This window comes from Microbulbifer maximicatervae (SeqCode), from assembly GCF_052467065.1.
In genome coordinates this window covers 1690381-1707276 of sequence record NZ_CP174299.1, presented here as the reverse complement: position 1 = coordinate 1707276, position 16896 = coordinate 1690381, and the positions used below count along the sequence as shown (strand labels likewise).

The 16896-nt window shown below is 51.0% G+C and carries 15 protein-coding genes; 11 read left to right on the top strand and 4 right to left on the bottom strand.

What is annotated here, in order from left to right; genetic code table 11:
• Window positions 1–64: 64 nt before the first annotated feature.
• Entirely contained in the window at window positions 65–2269 is a 2205-nt protein-coding gene (uvrD, locus tag ACJJI1_RS07585; RefSeq protein ID WP_282930603.1) for a DNA helicase II, read from the top strand.
• 209 nt (window positions 2270–2478) lie between these two features.
• Window positions 2479–3612, top strand: a complete 1134-nt coding sequence (locus tag ACJJI1_RS07580; RefSeq protein WP_444934515.1) for a TRAP transporter substrate-binding protein — start codon at window positions 2479–2481, stop codon at window positions 3610–3612.
• 69 nt (window positions 3613–3681) lie between these two features.
• Here the strand turns inward: ACJJI1_RS07580 and ACJJI1_RS07575 are convergent, their stop codons facing one another.
• The 3 genes from ACJJI1_RS07575 to ACJJI1_RS07565 all read right to left on the bottom strand — a co-directional run bounded on the left by ACJJI1_RS07575 (window position 3682) and on the right by ACJJI1_RS07565 (window position 6190).
• Window positions 3682–4071: an acyl-CoA thioesterase gene (locus ACJJI1_RS07575; RefSeq protein ID WP_108735392.1), complete on the bottom strand. Its 390-nt coding sequence runs from the start codon at window positions 4069–4071 to the stop codon at window positions 3682–3684.
• A 185-nt stretch (window positions 4072–4256) separates the two neighbouring features.
• Complete coding sequence (locus ACJJI1_RS07570) at window positions 4257–5621, bottom strand: TRAP transporter large permease (protein ID WP_444958987.1); 1365 nt, start codon at window positions 5619–5621, stop codon at window positions 4257–4259.
• Window positions 5618–6190: a TRAP transporter small permease subunit gene (locus ACJJI1_RS07565; RefSeq protein ID WP_444892395.1), complete on the bottom strand. Its 573-nt coding sequence runs from the start codon at window positions 6188–6190 to the stop codon at window positions 5618–5620. Before ACJJI1_RS07565 ends, ACJJI1_RS07570 begins: the two co-directional genes overlap by 4 nt.
• A gap of 183 nt (window positions 6191–6373) precedes the next feature.
• Between ACJJI1_RS07565 and ACJJI1_RS07560 the strand changes: the two genes are divergently transcribed.
• The 8 genes from ACJJI1_RS07560 (at window position 6374) to ACJJI1_RS07525 (ending at window position 14945) form a co-directional block, all read left to right on the top strand.
• Window positions 6374–7426: a PstS family phosphate ABC transporter substrate-binding protein gene (locus tag ACJJI1_RS07560; RefSeq protein ID WP_282930607.1), complete on the top strand. Its 1053-nt coding sequence runs from the start codon at window positions 6374–6376 to the stop codon at window positions 7424–7426.
• 161 nt (window positions 7427–7587) lie between these two features.
• On the top strand, window positions 7588–8967 hold the full coding sequence (gene pstC / locus ACJJI1_RS07555; protein ID WP_444892394.1) for a phosphate ABC transporter permease subunit PstC: 1380 nt from the start codon (window positions 7588–7590) through the stop codon (window positions 8965–8967).
• Window positions 8960–10246, top strand: coding sequence for a phosphate ABC transporter permease PstA (pstA, locus tag ACJJI1_RS07550; RefSeq protein WP_282930609.1), 1287 nt, complete (start codon window positions 8960–8962; stop codon window positions 10244–10246). Before pstC ends, pstA begins: the two co-directional genes overlap by 8 nt.
• A gap of 102 nt (window positions 10247–10348) precedes the next feature.
• The gene (pstB, locus tag ACJJI1_RS07545; RefSeq protein WP_282934617.1) at window positions 10349–11158 is read left to right on the top strand and encodes a phosphate ABC transporter ATP-binding protein PstB; all 810 of its coding nucleotides are present in this window, start codon (window positions 10349–10351) and stop codon (window positions 11156–11158) included.
• A gap of 23 nt (window positions 11159–11181) precedes the next feature.
• Window positions 11182–11883, top strand: coding sequence for a phosphate signaling complex protein PhoU (phoU, locus tag ACJJI1_RS07540; RefSeq protein ID WP_282930610.1), 702 nt, complete (start codon window positions 11182–11184; stop codon window positions 11881–11883).
• An 85-nt stretch (window positions 11884–11968) separates the two neighbouring features.
• A complete protein-coding gene (locus tag ACJJI1_RS07535; RefSeq protein WP_444958986.1) occupies window positions 11969–12283 on the top strand; it encodes an antibiotic biosynthesis monooxygenase family protein in 315 nt (104 codons plus the stop codon).
• 291 nt (window positions 12284–12574) lie between these two features.
• Window positions 12575–13417, top strand: a complete 843-nt coding sequence (locus ACJJI1_RS07530) for a putative porin (RefSeq protein ID WP_444958985.1) — start codon at window positions 12575–12577, stop codon at window positions 13415–13417.
• A 580-nt stretch (window positions 13418–13997) separates the two neighbouring features.
• Entirely contained in the window at window positions 13998–14945 is a 948-nt protein-coding gene (locus ACJJI1_RS07525; protein WP_444958984.1) for a putative porin, read from the top strand.
• Window positions 14946–14998: 53 nt separating this feature from the next.
• Here the strand turns inward: ACJJI1_RS07525 and ACJJI1_RS07520 are convergent, their stop codons facing one another.
• Window positions 14999–16285 carry a M48 family metalloprotease gene (locus ACJJI1_RS07520; RefSeq protein ID WP_444958983.1) on the bottom strand — a complete coding sequence of 429 codons (1287 nt, stop codon included), beginning with the start codon at window positions 16283–16285 and terminating at the stop codon, window positions 14999–15001.
• A gap of 72 nt (window positions 16286–16357) precedes the next feature.
• Here ACJJI1_RS07520 and ACJJI1_RS07515 point away from each other — a divergent pair, with 72 nt between their 5' ends.
• Entirely contained in the window at window positions 16358–16837 is a 480-nt protein-coding gene (locus ACJJI1_RS07515; RefSeq protein ID WP_444906838.1) for a DUF4265 domain-containing protein, read from the top strand.
• Window positions 16838–16896: the final 59 nt, after the last annotated feature.

Below are 16896 nucleotides of genomic sequence, written 5' to 3'. Positions count from 1 at the left end.
GGCAGGGCAAAATCCTGTTTATTTACACAGGTCTTGTGCATCAGCTCTGGTACAATCTTCGCCCATGGACGTATCTCAGATTTTAGACCCCCTCAACGACGCCCAGCGCGAAGCAGTAGCTGCCGCGCCCGGCAATCAATTGGTTCTGGCCGGTGCCGGCTCGGGCAAGACCCGGGTGCTGGTACACCGCATCGCCTGGCTGATGCAGGTGGAGGGCGCCTCGCCCTACTCCATTATGGCGGTAACCTTTACCAACAAGGCGGCCCGCGAGATGCGCGCCCGTATCGAAGAGCTGCTGGGGGTGAATACCTTTGGCATGTGGGTGGGCACCTTCCACGGCCTGGCCCATCGCCTGCTCAAGGCTCACTGGCAAGAAGCCAAGTTGCCGCAGAACTTCCAGATCCTGGATTCCGACGACCAACTTCGCCTGATCAAGCGGGTACAGGCAGATCTGGGGCTGGATGATAAAAAGTGGTCACCGCGTGAAACCCAGTGGTGGATTGGCGCGCAGAAAGATGAAGGTCTGCGTCCGCAATATATCAATGCCGGCGCCGATCCCTGGTTGCAGACCATGGTGCGAATCTATTTCGCCTATGAAGAGGCCTGTCAGCGCGGCGGATTGGTGGATTTCGGCGAGCTGCTGCTGCGCGCTCACGAGCTTTGGCTGAATAACGACGCTATTCTGGCCCACTACCGTCGGCGCTTCCCCCATATCCTGGTGGATGAGTTCCAGGATACCAACACGATTCAATATGCCTGGCTGCGCTTACTCGCCGGTGAGCAGTGCCATATCACCGCCGTGGGTGACGATGACCAGTCTATCTACGGTTGGCGCGGTGCCAAGATCGAGAATATCCAGCACTTTTCCACAGACTTACGAGAAGTGCAGACGGTGCGACTGGAGCAGAACTACAGATCCACCTCCACCATTCTGAACGCGGCAAATGCGGTGATCGCCAATAACAGTGGTCGCCTAGGCAAGGAGTTGTGGACCAAGGGTGAAGAGGGTGAGCCCATCGCCGTCTACGCGGCCTACAACGAACAGGATGAATCGCGCTTTATTGTCGAGCGTATCAATGACTGGGTGCGCGACGGTAATCGCCGCGATAGCATCGCCATCCTCTACCGCTCCAATGCCCAATCCCGGGTACTTGAAGAGGGGCTTTTGCGCGAGCAGGTTCCCTACCGTATCTATGGCGGCCAGCGCTTCTACGAACGCCTGGAAATCAAGAATGCCCTGTCTTATTTACGCCTGATTACCAACCGAGATGATGATACTGCGTTTGAACGGGTGGTGAATACGCCCACCCGTGGCATCGGCGCGCGCACTGTAGAGATGGTTCGCTCTTATGCTCGGGAGCAGGGCTGCTCCCTGTGGCAGGCGGCCAAGCTGATGTTGCAGCAGCGGGTATTGGCTGCTCGCGCCGGCAATGCCCTGCAGAGCTTCCTGGACCTGATTAACCAGCTGGCAGCGAATGCAGAAGATAAAGAGTTGGATGCTATTGCTGAGGATGTGATCGAAAACAGCGGTTTGTTGGAGTTTCACGGCAAAGAGAAAGGCGAGAAAGGTCAAACACGGGTGGAGAACTTGCAGGAACTGGTCACTGCCTGTCGCGGCTTTACCGGTGCAGGTCTGCCCGAGGGAGAGGAAGATGAGGAGGAAATCCCGCTTCTTAACCAGTTCCTCGATAGCGCTGCCCTCGATGCCGGTGAAGGTCAGGCGGATGAGTTTGAGGATGCCGTCCAGCTGATGACCCTGCACTCCGCCAAAGGCTTGGAGTTTCCCCTGGTATTTATGGCGGGTGTGGAGGAAAACCTGTTCCCCCACAAGATGTCGGCGCAGGAGCCCGGCCGCATGGAGGAGGAGAGACGCCTCTGCTACGTGGGTATCACCCGCGCCATGCGCAAGCTATACATTACCTACGCGGAAAACCGGCGTCTGTTTGGCAGTGAAACCTATAACAGCCCTTCCCGCTTTATCGGCGAAATTCCACCTAATTTGGTGCAAGAAGTGCGCCTGAAGACCGAAATTTCCCGTCCTCTCTATCAGGCGGACTACGGCAAGGTAGGCCAGTTTTCCGACCCGGCGCCAGACTTCGATGATTTGCCCCCGCTGGTCCTGGGCGGGCGAGTGGACCATGCCAAGTTTGGTGAAGGAACTGTCATTGAGTTTGAGGGAACGGGTCCTCGAATGCGGGTGCTGGTTAATTTTGACGATGTTGGCGACAAGAGGCTGATACTTTCAATGGCCAAGTTGCAGCCGCTTTAAGTGATGGCTTGAGCTGGCACTAAGCATTAAATACTGAGTGCCGGAGCATGTCGGTACTGAGAGGCATGCAGAATTGAAAGTTAGATAGCGGGAATCCATCCAAAATACCAGGGTCAGATCACAGAGGACTTCCCCTGAAGACCTAAGTTGGCGACCAAAGCGTCTGCCGATAATTTGTACAATACAAAAATAACGATAAATTAGTAGCAATGAAAAAACTCAATTGGTACCCGGCCATCATTCTCGGGCTCTTAGCCCTGCTCGCCATTACCTTCGCCGCCCTGGTAGCTTCCCGTGCAGCGATGGGCCCTGCCCAGCACTTTTCCGCAGAGGGCAATAAAGAGCTGTTCGAGTGGAAATTAGTTACTACCTGGCCCAAGAATTTCCCTGGCCTCGGCAGTGCGCCGGAGCGTTTTGCCAAGAAAGTCGAGGCGATGTCAGCCGGGCGTCTCAGGATCAAAGTGTACGGTGCCGGTGAGTTGGTACCTGCCCTGGGCGTATTTGGTGCTGTATCGGAAGGCGCGGCGCAAATGGGACACGGCGCGGCCTATTACTGGAAAGGCAAGGTGCCCGCAGCCCAGTTTTTTACCGCAGTGCCATTCGGATTGAACGCCCAGGAAATGAATGGTTGGTTGCACCACGGCGGTGGTCTCGAACTCTGGGAGGAGATCTACGAGCCCTTTAACCTGATCCCACTTGCGGGGGGCTCCACCGGTGTACAGATGGCGGGCTGGTTTAACAAACCGATTGAGTCGGTGAAGGATTTAAAGGGCCTAAAGATGCGTATTCCCGGCCTGGGTGGTGAGGTTTTAAACCGCGCAGGCGGCACTGCGGTGACCATTCCCGGTGGAGAACTCTACACCGCCCTCCAGACTGGAGTGATCGATGCTACCGAATGGGTGGGGCCCTACAACGATCTCGCTTTTGGTTTCCACCAGGTCGCTGAGTATTACTACTACCCCGGGTGGCATGAGCCGGGCTCTATCCTGGAATTTATCGTTAATAAAAAGGCGTTCGAAAAACTGCCTGCTGATTTGCAGGAAATAGTGCGAGTCGCCGCCCGTGAAGCTAACCAGGATATGCTGGACGAATATACGGCACGCAATAACCGGGCCCTCAAGGAGCTGGTAGAAGAGCACGGGGTAAAAGTGGAGCGCTTGCCGGAGGATGTTCTGTCTCACCTGAAGAAGATCAACAACGAAATTATGCAGGAGACGGCGCAGCGGGACCCGGAGTTTGCCCGTGTTTACAAAGCCTTTAAGGAATTTGAACGGGATGTGAAGCCCTACCACGAGATCAGTGAAGAGGCTTACTACCAGGCGAGAGAGTTAAAGGAAGATTAGCGCCCAACCACTGGGCCGATGATATTGCCGGCTGTGTTGCTCTACAGCCGGCGAACTCGAAATCTACAATCAGGGCAGCGGCCTGGTGCGGCCGGCATCGTCGATCGCGACAAATACAAACTCACCCTCGGTAACCTTGACCTGCTCACCGGAATCCACCCGTGTCAGCCAAACTTCAACCATGGTACGAATTGAGGAGCGCCCTTCTTCAATGGCTTCCGCATAGCAGCTGACTGTTGAGCCAACCGGAACCGGGCGCAGGAAAACCATGCTGCCCACCGCAACAGTTGTGACACGGCCGCGCGCCATGGTTTGCGCGAGAATGGCGCCAGCGAGGTCCATCTGCGACATCAGCCAACCGGCAAAAACATCCCCCTGCGGATTGGTATCGCGGGGCATAGCCAGGGTTTGCAGGGTTAGCGTGCCAGTGGGTTGCGGATCTTCATCGAGAGCTGACAGTGCGGACATCGGGTACTCACAGATTGTTAGAGTTATTGGTTTCCACTACTGGAATGGTGGCGCATTCTAGCACAATTTGGCCAGTAATTGACCAGAATAAATTTCGGCCTTTAGTCGACCGCAGACGCGTTTTTGGCCGTTGGTGCTGCCTCTCAGTCTATGGACGGCTCTCCACATGTCGCAGATCACTGTTGTTGAACTACTCCCGGCAGCCAAGTGGCCAGGGCCGGCCAAATCGCCAGCAGGCACAGCAGTAAAAGTTGGATGGCAATAAAAGGCGCGACCCCGCGATAGATGGCCGATGTGGCCACAGAACTGGGGGCCACCCCGCGCAGGTAAAAGAGAGCAAACCCAAATGGAGGCGTTAGGAAAGAGGTTTGCAAATTGATGGCAATCATAATGCCGAGCCACACCGGATCGACGCCCATTGCCAGCAGTACCGGGCCCACAATTGGTACCACTACAAAAGTGATTTCGATAAAGTCGAGGATAAAGCCCAGCAGGAAGATTACCAGCATCACCAACAGGGTCGCGCCGATTACCCCTCCGGGCAAGCTGTGGAAAAATCCTGTCACCAACTCTTCACCGTTGTAACCGCGAAATACCAGAGAAAATAATGAAGCGCCAATCAATATGGCGAAAACCATTGCCGAGACCTGAAGTGTACTGCGGCCGATTTCCCCGGCGCGCTTAAAGCTTAGTGCTCCGCGACTGGATGCCAGTAACGCCGCCCCCAGTGCGCCGACGGCGGCCGCTTCTGTAGGGGTGGCAGCACCAACGATGATTGATCCGAGCACAATCAGCATTAAGGCAATCGGGGGCAAAAGACTGCGAAGCAGCTGGGCCTTATCCACTTCTGGAGGCTCGCTGCTCTCCACGGGTTTGGGGCGACGAGCAATAAATAATAGATAAATGATATAGGCGGCCACCAGCAGTAAGCCGGGAATAATTGCCCCTACAAACAGATCCCCTACGCTGACTGGCTTGGGATTGAAAATGCCTGCAGACAATTGTGCCTGTTGATAGGCATTGGAGAGGGTATCACCCAGTAGAACCAGGGCAATAGAGGGTGGAATGATTTGCCCGAGGGTACCAGTGGCGCAGATAGTGCCGGTGGCCAGTTTGGGGGAGTAGCCATTTTTTAACATGGTGGGCAGTGACATCAGTCCCATGGTGACTACAGTTGCACCGACGATGCCAGTACTGGCGGCGAGCAGCGCGCCCACTACCACCACAGAAATAGCGAGTCCCGAGGGAGCCCCCATAAAGGCTTTGCTCAGATTAACCAACAAATCCTCGGCAATCTTGGCTCGCTCCAGTATTACCCCCATCAGCACAAATAGCGGAACGGCAACCAGAGTGCCGTTTTGCATAATGCCGTAGAGGCGATCGGGGAAGGCGCGCAGCAACTCAGCATCAAATACACCATACACAATACCCAGGCCCGCTGATAGCAGGGCGGTACCCGCGAGGGTAAAAGCTACTGGGTAGCCGAACATAAGCAGAGCGCAGACGGCTGCAAACATCAGAAAGGGGATTAGCTCAATCACACTTCGGCCCCTTCTACCTGCTTCAGTACTGCTTTTGACGACGACATTGGAATGGACTGTTGTTGGGGCAGCATCAATTGCACCAGCGCGCGAATAAACTGGGCCAGCCCCGCCAGAGCCAGGGTGACGGCGGACAGAGGAATCAGGCTCTTCAGTAAAAATACCCCGGGCAGGCCGCCGGCGTTCGCACTGTCTTCAAAAACTGACCAGCTATTCAGTACAAAGTGCCAGCTGCTTATAAATAGAAAGACGCAAAGCGGTAAGAGGAATATCAGATAGCCAATTGCATTGATCCAGGCTTTGGCCCTGGCGCTCATCCTGCGGTAGAAGACATCCACCCGCACATGGGCATCGGTCTGCAACGCATAGGCCAGCCCCAGCATAAAGGCGGCACCGTGCAGGTAAATCACGGATTCCTGTAGGGCGATAGAACCGGTATTGAAGCCGTGGCGCATCACCACAACACAGCTTTGTAACAGGACCATGGCCCAGGTGAACCAGGACAGCAGTTGCCCGGTATGACTGGTCAGGCGCTCGAGTGCCTGCGCGCTGCACAGCAGAAAACGCATGGGGGCTTCTCTCTTTACATCTTATTGTTATTTATGTTGCTCGAAGGTTAACCCTTTGCCCGCTCTCATGCCAGCAGGGTAAAAATACAGCTGTAACCTTTTTGTAATCTTTTATTCATAGAATCGTCACCCGTTGTTCCTAGCATCGCCGCGTGAAATAAAAACACTCATCGGAGTTACACAATGAACAAGCAAATTCTGGCGACTTCTCTGGCAGCCCTGACCCTGGCAACTTCACAGGTTGCTATGGCGGCGCGCGACTACATTAGTGTTGTAGGTTCCTCTACTGTTTACCCGTTTACTACGACTGTGGCGGAGCGTTTTAGCCGCGCAACCCAGTTTAAAACTCCAGTCGTTGAGTCCACTGGTACTGGTGGTGGCATGAAGTTGTTCTGCCAGGGTGTTGGAGAAAGTACTGCGGATATCACCGGTGCCTCCCGTCGCATCAAGCAATCCGAATTGGAAATGTGTAACAGCAACGGTGTTGATGTTGTTGAAGTGCAAATCGGTTACGACGGCATCGTTCTTGCGAATGCTAAGAAAGCAGCTCCCTTTAAGCTGACTCGCAAGGACATCTTCCTGGCCCTGGCTAAGGAAGTTCCTAACCCAGACGGTTCTGAAACTCTGGTAGCCAACCCCTACAAGACCTGGAAGGACGTAAACCCAGCTCTGCCCAACACCAAAATCGAAGTTTTGGGTCCGCCCCCCACTTCCGGTACTCGCGATGCTTTTGCCGAGCTGGCAATGGAAGGTGGCTGTAAGAAGTTTGGCTGGATCAAAGCCATGAAGAAAACAGACAAGAGCGCTTATAAAGCGATCTGTCACAACGTTCGCGAAGACGGCGCTTATGTTGAGGCCGGTGAGAACGACAACCTGATCGTGAACAAGCTGGTTGCCAACCCGAACGCCCTGGGTATCTTCGGCTTTAGTTTCCTCGACCAGAATGCTGACAAGGTACAGGGCTCCCTGATCGAAGATCAGGCCCCCACTTTCGACTCCATCGCTGACCAGAGCTACCCAGTTTCCCGTCCGCTGTTTATCTACGTTAAGAAGCAGCACGCTGACGTGGTTCCCGGTGTTAAGCAATTCCTGGCTGAATTCACCAATGAGCGAGCTTGGGGTGAAGATGGCTACCTGGCTGACAAAGGCATGATTCCTCTGCCCACCGAGAAGCGTCAAAAGATTGCTACTGATGTGCGCAAGCTGAACGCACTGAGTAATCTCGCAGCCAAGTAAAAAAATTCTGGAGTTGTACTGTCAAAGGGAATTGACGGCCAAGCTCGAAAGGGCTTGGCCGTTCTTTATAAGAAGACTCACAAATTGTCGCCCCCCTGTGATGGAACGCGGGGATAAAGTCTGGATAATGCCAGCGACGATATTTTTAGTACGGTAATTCAATGCAAACCCCCACACTGTTCGCACTTTTGCTGCTCCTGATATTAGTGGCCTACGGCACTGGCTTTCGCCGTGCAGTGAACGCTGCTCGCAGTCTTGGCGGCGTTCGCAATCTGGCCGCCCTGCCCAGTTACTACGGATTACTCACCGCCCTTTGGTGTGGTTTACCAGCACTGATATTACTCTGTGGCTGGTTGGTGTTTGACGATTCGATCATCCGTGCGATGGTCATGAATAGTATTGCCGATAAGCCGGAGAGCATCTCCGGGCAGAACCTTCTCTACGCGCAGATCCAGAATCTCGCGGCGGGCCACCTGATAGGTGAAAAGTCCCCGCAATTGCAGAGTGCTGCGGACTACCTCAGTCAGTTGCGTTCCAGCTCCAATAATTTACAGGCCTTCCTGAGTTTGGTGTTGGCCAGCGGCCTTGCCGCTTTTGCACTGCTGCGCTTTTCTCCCAAGCTGCGCGCTCGCGAAAAAGTTGAAAAAGTGCTGCGCACGGTGCTGATTGCCTGTGCCAGCGCCGCGATTCTAACCACTGTCGGTATTTTGTTATCGGTATTGTTTGAATCCCTGCGCTTCTTCCAGTCCGTGCCGGTGAGTGAATTCCTGTTTGGTTTGCACTGGAGCCCACAGATGGCCCTGCGCGCAGACCAGGTGGGATCGAGCGGTGCTTTTGGTGCTGTCCCGCTGTTTACCGGAACCCTGATGGTGTCCGCGATCGCCATGTTTGTGGCAGTACCTGTGGGATTGATGGCGGCTATTTATCTGGCCGAGTACGCCAGTAAGCGCGTGCGTTCTCTGGCCAAGCCGGTACTCGAAATTCTCGCCGGTGTACCTACCGTGGTATACGGATTTTTTGCTGCCTTAACCGTTGCTCCATTTATTCGCGAGTTGGCCACCTCTATGGGCCTACAGGCCTCCAGTGAAAGTGCGCTGGCCGCTGGCCTGGTGATGGGAATTATGATCATTCCCTTTGTTTCCTCTCTGTCCGATGACGTGATCAACGCGGTGCCCCAGTCCCTGCGCGATGGCGCCCTGGGCTTGGGTTCCACCCAGTCTGAGACGGTGCGCAAGGTTGTGATTCCTGCGGCACTGCCCGGTATCGTCGGCGGTGTATTGCTGGCGGTTTCCCGCGCAATTGGTGAAACCATGATTGTGGTGATGGCCGCCGGGCTCGCGGCGAACCTCACCGCCAACCCGCTCGAATCGGTCACGACTGTGACGGTGCAGATTGTAACTCTGTTGGTTGGCGACCAGGAATTTGACAGTCCCAAGACCCTCGCCGCTTTTGCTTTGGGCCTGATGTTGTTTATCTCCACTTTGGTGCTGAACTTTATTGCCTTGCACGTAGTGAAAAAATACCGGGAGCAGTATGACTGATCTTACTCAGGCGCAGGTTCGCGAGCGCATAGAAAAAAGCCTCGCCAGCCGTCACCGCAAAGAAAAGCTGTTTCGTGGGTTGGGTATCGGCAGTATTGCCTTTGGTGTACTCGCTGTACTGATTTTGTTCACAGACATTATCAGCAAAGGCAGTGGTGCCTTTGTGCAGACAGCTATCCAACTGGAGGTGCACTACGACGAACAGGTTCTGGGCATCGATAAGGTCGATGATGAAAGTCTGACTTGGGCAAACTTCACCGGTGTTATTCGCCAGTCCCTGCGCGAACGCTTTCCCACTGTGACTGGTCGCAGTGACAAGCGCGAGCTCTACAGCCTGGTTTCCTCGGGAGCACCTTTTACCTTGCGCGATCGTTTGGCGGCGAATCCGGAACTGTTGGGTAAATCCGAGAAAGTCTGGCTGTCAGTCGATGACGATGTGGATACTTTCGTCAAAAGCCTGAAGGACTCCAAAGAGGGATTCCGTGGTCGTACCTCGGACCAGAAGGCTGGTTGGATTGAGCAGCTGTTGGACAGCGGTGAACTGAAGAAGCGGTTCAATACCATCTTCTTTACCAATGGCGACTCCCGTGAACCTGAGCAGGCGGGCATCCGCGCAGCCTTGATGGGCTCCCTGTTTACCCTGTTGGTAACTCTGGCACTGTCATTTCCTATCGGTGTGGCGGCGGCGATTTACTTGGAAGAGTATGCACCTAAAAACCGTTGGACCGATTTAATTGAGGTGAATATCAATAACCTCGCGGCAGTGCCTTCTATTGTTTTCGGCCTTCTGGGCCTGGCGATATTTATTAATTTCTTTGAGTTGCCGCGTTCGGCGCCTCTGGTAGGGGGATTGGTACTGACACTGATGACCTTGCCCACGATTATTATTTCCAGCCGCGCGGCTTTGAAGGCGGTGCCACCCTCAATTCGCGAGGCGGCAATGGGTATGGGAGCTTCACGTATGCAGGTGGTTTTCCACCATGTGCTGCCCCTGGCGATGCCGGGTATGTTGACCGGCGCGATTATCGGTATGGCCCAGGCCCTCGGTGAGACGGCGCCCCTATTGATGATTGGTATGGTCGCTTTTATTGTCGACGTACCTGCTGGGGTAACCGACCCGGCCACCGTGCTGCCTGTGCAGATTTTCCTGTGGGCAGACAGCCCGGAGCGCGCCTTTGTCGAGCGCACCTCCGCAGCCATTATGGTGTTGCTGAGTGTGCTGATTGTGATGAATACCAGCGCGGTATTGCTGCGCAAGAAACTTGAGCGCCGCTGGTAACAGAGCGCGGATTATCAGAAAGCGGGATATTATATGAGTACCATGACCCTGGATGCCGCCAGCCAAACTGATGCGGCGCAATCCGATGTTGCGGGTAGGCAAATGATGAATGATCGGGCTGATGTTAGAGAAACAGTTGGCCAACCCTTCTGTGACACCGCCAAGTTGCGTATGCGCAATGTGAATGTTTTCTATGGTGAAACCCAGGCGATCCACTCGGTCGGTCTGGATATTGGAAAAAATGAAGTGGTTGCCATGATCGGTCCCTCCGGCTGTGGTAAGTCGACGTTTTTGCGTTGCCTCAACCGTATGAATGACACCATTGAAGGTTGTCGTGTTGAGGGCGAGTTAAGTCTGGATGGCGACCCCATCTACGGCCCCAAAGTGGACGTGGTACCCCTGCGCGCCCGCGTCGGTATGGTATTCCAGAAACCAAACCCTTTTCCCAAGTCCATTTACGAGAATGTGGCCTACGGCCCAAAAATTCACGGCATTGCCAGCCGCCGCGCCGATCTGGATGAGATCGTAGAAAATAGCCTGCGCCGCGCCGGTCTGTGGAATGAGGTTAAAGATCGTTTGGACAAGCCGGGTACGGGTCTGTCCGGTGGTCAGCAGCAGCGCCTGTGCATTGCCCGCGCTATTGCGGTGAGCCCGGAAGTGATCCTGATGGATGAGCCCTGCTCTGCCCTGGACCCGATTGCGACGGCGCGAATCGAAGAGCTGATCGATGAGCTGCGCCAGAACTACACTATCGCAATCGTTACTCACTCGATGCAGCAGGCTGCGCGGGTGAGTCAGCGTACGGCTTACTTCCATTTGGGGCATTTGGTGGAAGTTAACGATACTGAAACGGTGTTCACCAACCCCGAGCACGAACTCACTGAAGCCTATATCACCGGCCGCTTCGGCTAAGGTTCCTGCTCGGAGGGAAAACTATGGAAATGCATTTCGATCAACATATCTCACGCCAATTTAATGAAGACCTGGAAAGCTTAAAGACAGAGATGCTGGAAATGGGCGGTATGGTCGCCCGCCAGGTTGCCGATGCAGTTGATGCCCTGGCTAATGCTGACAGTGAGTTGGCCGAGGAAGTTCTGCGTATTGAAGAAGTCATCGATAAGAGTGAGATGGCCCTGGATGAGCACGCCACGCTAATTATTGCCAAACGCCAACCTGCGGCATCTGACCTCCGTATGGTGCTGTCTGTCATTCGAATTGCCCGCGACCTGGAGCGAATTGGAGATGAGGCGAGCAAGATAGCCAAGATGGCCATAGCGCTGACAGATGAAGGTACGTCGCCGCGCGGGTATACCGAAATCCGTCATATTGCCAATGCTGTGCGCAAAATGCTCAATGACGCCCTGGATGCCTATACTCGTTTCGATGTGCAGTCGGCTCTGCAAACTCTTGCTGAGGACCAGCAGGTTGATATGGATTACCGTACGGCCGTACGTGAACTGGTAACTTACATGATGGAAGACCCGCGCAGTATTTCCCGGGTTATTAATGTGTTGTGGACCCTGCGCTCACTGGAGCGGATCGGTGACCATGCGAAGAATATTTGTGAGCAGGTTGTTTACTTGGTGGAAGGTGCTGATATTCGGCATGGGCACCAGGAAAATCTGCGCAAGTCCTAAAGGGCTTTGCTAATTCAAAAAGGTCGCCTAGTGCGGCCTTTTTTTTTACGGAAAACTATTTGTTAGTCGTTAGGTAATACAGAGCATGAAATTTATCTTCGAAGTTCATCTACAAAATGGGGTTAAAGCTGAGGATTATGCCGATGCCTGGATACGCGCTTCTGAGATTATCCAGCGCTCTCCGGGAGCGATGGGCACAGAGCTTCATCGAAAAATTGATGACCCCAATGTGTTGATAGCCATTGCTAGCTGGCGATGTAAAAAAGATCGGGATGCTATGCAAACTGAGCACAGTAAAGAAATTGATGAAATCATTGCCAGTGTGGCCCCTTTTGTAAAAATTAATCTAATAGGGGAGTTTTATGACCCGCAATGGGTTGTAAATATTAATAGCGATTGATGTTAATCAATTGAACCTGAACACAGCCTGAATAAATATGTGTTCGAATAACAAAATAAAACTTTTTATTTTATTATTTTTAGCTGGAATTTATTTGTTTGGTGCATTACAGCCAATTACAGCGTTTGTTTTTTCTGGTTGATATGTTTTTTTATCGAAAAAAAATATTCGCTTTACCGCAAATTTGGCTCTAATTGCTTATCGTGTAATTTGCTGTTGTTGCGCGCCAAAAAACTTTTGTTACAATCCGCAGCCCAATTTGGATCGCTACGTTAACGAAGGATTTATCAAATGAGATTCAAGCTTGCTGCTCTTCCCTTGATGCTTGTCGCCGCAACTGCAGGCGCTGAAGAATATAATTCTTTTACTAATTCCACATACTATAATTACGAACATACATACTCTAACACTGGTAGTGCTGGGGTTGCTAAGCGTGAAAGCTTTGATGCAGATTATTTTAACCTTGGAACTACTTACTTTTTTGGAGGTAAGGAAACTCTTGGTCCTTTAAAAGAGTTTGAATATATCAACAAGGTGAGCAATGTTTCTGCCGGTTTCTCTCATTCTAATTTCGGTAGTGAAGATATAGACTCTTTCACTGTGGGTGGTGAATATTTTGCTTCCAATGGGATTATTGTTGGTGCCGGTATATACGATCTTTGGGAGTCAAATGTAGATTATCAATCTATCGGATATCTCTTTTCTCCAGATTTTCTGGTTAAATTGAATCATGTTGATAACGATAGTGATAATGAATTTTCGGTGGAAGCTCGTTACAACCATCAGCTGAATTCAACTGATTATGTTGGTTTCAACCTTTCTGTGGATGAGGAATCTGATAATCGCATCCTGTCTTCTAAGTACTTCGTTCACCTGAGTGGAGAGCAGTACCTGACTGCAGAGCTAACTTACAATAGCATCAAGGAATTCGATGATTTCTGGGCGCTGAGTACTGAGTTTTTCTTCAGTCAGCGCACTTCTGTTGAGTTTGACTATAACGAACAGGAAGATTATAAGCTGGGTATGACCCACTTCTTTAACCGCAATATTGCTGTTGAAGCCGCTTATCTTTCTAATAATGATGTTAAGGGTGACCTTGATATCTATCAGTTGGGCTTAACTGTTCAATTGTAAGCTAGATTAAATAAAGGGCTATCATTGATAGCCCTTTATTTTGTATGTATAGCTTGGGTAAGCTCAAAGCAACTTAGTTATACTGCTTCAATCCTGTTTGGCACATTGGTGCCAGATTTCTTCTGTATCCAGCTGTTTTTATGTAATGGTTGGAGTACTTTACTGATTTTCCTTTTTATTTACGACCTCTAAATAAATCTGGAATCTCTTTAGATCTCTTGCTATCGAGAGATAATCCTTTCGAAATTTAGCTTAATTCTTATGCGAGCTTACTAAATGAAAGCTTGTCGATTCGAATTTTTCGTAAAAATCAGTGGGTGAAAAACTTTCATCGATAGGTATCTACAGGCGAAAGATTGCTTGTCAGTTCAGTAGAGCTATATGAGCAGTGGAAGCATAAAGAATCTTTTGTGTGAATTGAATTATCAAGGTTTGGTGACAATGGTGAATTTATTGCATAATTCTTTTATATGTGAGCTCTGATTCTATCTCATACAAATAGTGTTTGTTGCGCAGTAAAAAATTCTTGCTAGAATTCGCACCCCAATTTAGATCATTATGTTAACGAAAGGTTTTGGAAATGAGATTCAGTCTCGCTATTCTTCCCCTGTTACTTCTATCTGTAACAGCTGACGCTGAGAAATATAATTCAATTACTACAGCTGGCTATTCTAGCTTGGATTATGATCTAGATATTTTGGGTGGTGAGTTCGATTTAGATGGTAATCAGTTTTTGGCTGAAACTACTTATTACTTTTCTGGAAAAGAAACTCTAGGCCCCCTAAAAGAGTTTGAATATATTAACAAAGTAAGCAATGTATCGGCTGCCTTTTTCCACAATGAGGTAGATAGTAATAATGCCGATAATTACGCTGTGACCGGAGAGTATTTCGCTAAAAATGGTTTGATTTTCGGTGTTGATTTGACCGAAGTTAATGATCGCAATATTGATACGGTTGCTCTTGGCTATTTATTCACCTCGAACTTTTTATTAGAATTTTCCCATACTGATTTTGAGTCTGATGAAGAGACTTATGTTGAGTTTCGATACAATCATCCGTTGAGCGGTGCTGATTATATTGGTTTTGATTTTGTCAGTGACGATGGATTCGATGTGGCTGTCTTTTCCTCCAAATATTTCACAAACCTGGGAGGTGGGAGGTATTTGACCACTGAACTTTCCTATGCCGACTATGAAGGTGATGACGATTATTGGCAGATCGGTGCAGAATATTTCTTTACCCAACGCAGTTCGTTTGGTATGAAACTGGACGAGAAAGACGATATGAAGCTGGCTTTCACCCACTTCTTTAGTCGGAATATTGCCTTAGAGGCTGCTTATAGCACTATGGAGGCAGATGATAATATTAATATTCGCAGCTTTGGTAGTGATACCTATCGTGCAGGATCTACCTCAACGCTTGATGTTATACCGGATCTTGAAAATGATACCGTGCTTAGCCTTCTGACTCCCTTTATTGAACTTGATGTTGAAAAGTTTGAACTTAGCCTAACAGTTCAGTTATAAGCAAGTTTAAAAGGGCTATCTCAGATAGCCCTTTTTATTTTAATCGGATTTATTTACCCCTTGTTGGCGATGGCTTTTATTCGGTTTTGTGCCATGGTGCCAATTTCCCCTCCAGCCCCGGCAGCTTCCTGATAGTGCTTGTAAGCACTTTGCTTATTTCCCTGTCTCTCATAGGTCTGGCCGAGGTAGTAGTGTGCGTAAGCGGTATCCAGATAGCGTAGTGATCTGGTTAGGTCGCCCTCTGCAGAGCTATAATTTTTTAATTGGATATTAGTGATTCCCCGCTTTAGCCAATGCGAAAATAGCGCCGGATTCTTTTGAATGGCACTGTCGTATGCCTTTCGGGCATTTTTATATTGTTTCTTTTGGCTGAGTAAATCGCCTTCTAGCGCAAAAAAGGCAGCTTCTTTGGGTTGCTGATTTTGAGCTTTTCTTACCAGCGTTAGTGCAGAATTGAATTTTTTATTATTGGCTGCGGCAACCGCATCGTCGTAATTCTTGTAAGCATCGGCATCGCGCTTTAATTGCGCTATGGCTTTTTGGTAAGAGGCCCGGTTGGTGATTCCCCCTTTGGGTAGAGATTGACTGTGCTTGATATTAGCGCTGACACGAGACTGGGAAGGGGGATGGCTGGCAAAGAGCGCTTCCAGTCCACCAGTTTGCCGCCCCTCCGACAGTTCAACAAATTTTCTTTGCAGGCGTACGGCCCCCTGGGGGTCATATCCCGCAGCGGCCATATATTTCATGCCGTACTGATCTGACTCTAACTCATTGCCGCGACTGTAGCGGGCAATATAGGCGGAGCCCCCCAGTTGAGTCCCGGTGGCAATCAAGTCAGAGTAGCCAGAGTCCTGGGTGGCAGCTCCCACGATTGCCAGGCCTGCGCCCAGTAATTGTTGTTGGGACATTGCAGTTGCGGAATGTCGCGCAGCAGCGTGAACTATCTCATGGCTCAGTACGGCAGCGAGCTCAGCTTCGTCATCGAGTAACACCAGCAGGCCTCGATTGATAGCGATTTTGCCGCCGGGCAGGGCCCAGGCGTTGGGAACCGAGTTGTTCAGAACCACAAACTCGTAAGGTAGCTGGGGACGGTCTGAGACCCGCGCCAGCTTTTGGCCAACCTGGCTGACGTAGTTTTGCAGGGCCGGATCAATGGTGTATTGGCCGCCCTGCTGTTGTTGGTTAGCAGCGTAGTGCTGTTGCCCCAGTTGAACCTCCTGCTGCGGAGATATCAGCGAAACCTGTTTCTCACCGGTGACTGGATTGACAACACACCCGCCGAGAATGGATGTTGTCAGAAATGCGACACATGCCGTAAGCGCCTGGGTACGCGAGATCATTGCCTTCCTCCCTGTATAATGTTGAGTCATTAGAATGGTTACTCATTGTACACAGTACGGGAACTGAGGTTTATGACGGCACTTCAAGTCATTGAGTTATTTGCGGGCAACAACCCCGAAGGTGAGCCCGTGGTGGAACGGCTACAGGTTCGTGTGAGCGAGGATGATAGCTGCCAGCTGGTGCGATCCCCTGTCTTTATTAAAGGAATCGCCAGTGGGGATTACATTAAGGTCGATAAAGACACCCAGCAATTTGAGTTGGTAAAGCGCTCGGGCAATTTGGCGGTGCGTATTTTTTGTCGCGGTGATAGTACGGAACTGTCTGATAAGTTGACCCCACAGCTGGAAAAACTCGGGGGTGAGTTGGATCTCGAGGCGCCGCGAGTATTGGTCTACAGCATTCATGTCAGCTGTGGATTCGATAAGATTGAGGAGATCCTCAACACTGCCTGCGATGGGGCTAACAGCGTTTGGTATTACGGCAATGTTTATGACCCTAAAGACGGGCAAACACCACTCAATTGGTGGCAGGACGTCCTAAAGCCGGAGTAAACATCCGCGATATATTTGGGCCAGCCACAATAGCTTGGTAGTGTGTGGTTGAGGCGATA

Excerpts from the sequence above, each read along its gene's own strand:
- uvrD (WP_282930603.1), top strand. The coding sequence starts at position 65 with ATGGACGTATCTCAGATTTTAGACCCCCTCAACGACGCCCAGCGCGAA.
- ACJJI1_RS07580 (WP_444934515.1), top strand. The coding sequence starts at position 2,479 with ATGAAAAAACTCAATTGGTACCCGGCCATCATTCTCGGGCTCTTAGCC.
- ACJJI1_RS07565 (WP_444892395.1), bottom strand. The coding sequence starts at position 6,190 with ATGCGTTTTCTGCTGTGCAGCGCGCAGGCACTCGAGCGCCTGACCAGT.
- ACJJI1_RS07560 (WP_282930607.1), top strand. The coding sequence starts at position 6,374 with ATGAACAAGCAAATTCTGGCGACTTCTCTGGCAGCCCTGACCCTGGCA.
- pstC (WP_444892394.1), top strand. The coding sequence starts at position 7,588 with ATGCAAACCCCCACACTGTTCGCACTTTTGCTGCTCCTGATATTAGTG.
- pstA (WP_282930609.1), top strand. The coding sequence starts at position 8,960 with ATGACTGATCTTACTCAGGCGCAGGTTCGCGAGCGCATAGAAAAAAGC.
- pstB (WP_282934617.1), top strand. The coding sequence starts at position 10,349 with ATGATGAATGATCGGGCTGATGTTAGAGAAACAGTTGGCCAACCCTTC.
- phoU (WP_282930610.1), top strand. The coding sequence starts at position 11,182 with ATGGAAATGCATTTCGATCAACATATCTCACGCCAATTTAATGAAGAC.
- ACJJI1_RS07535 (WP_444958986.1), top strand. The coding sequence starts at position 11,969 with ATGAAATTTATCTTCGAAGTTCATCTACAAAATGGGGTTAAAGCTGAG.
- ACJJI1_RS07530 (WP_444958985.1), top strand. The coding sequence starts at position 12,575 with ATGAGATTCAAGCTTGCTGCTCTTCCCTTGATGCTTGTCGCCGCAACT.
- ACJJI1_RS07525 (WP_444958984.1), top strand. The coding sequence starts at position 13,998 with ATGAGATTCAGTCTCGCTATTCTTCCCCTGTTACTTCTATCTGTAACA.
- ACJJI1_RS07520 (WP_444958983.1), bottom strand. The coding sequence starts at position 16,285 with ATGATCTCGCGTACCCAGGCGCTTACGGCATGTGTCGCATTTCTGACA.
- ACJJI1_RS07515 (WP_444906838.1), top strand. The coding sequence starts at position 16,358 with ATGACGGCACTTCAAGTCATTGAGTTATTTGCGGGCAACAACCCCGAA.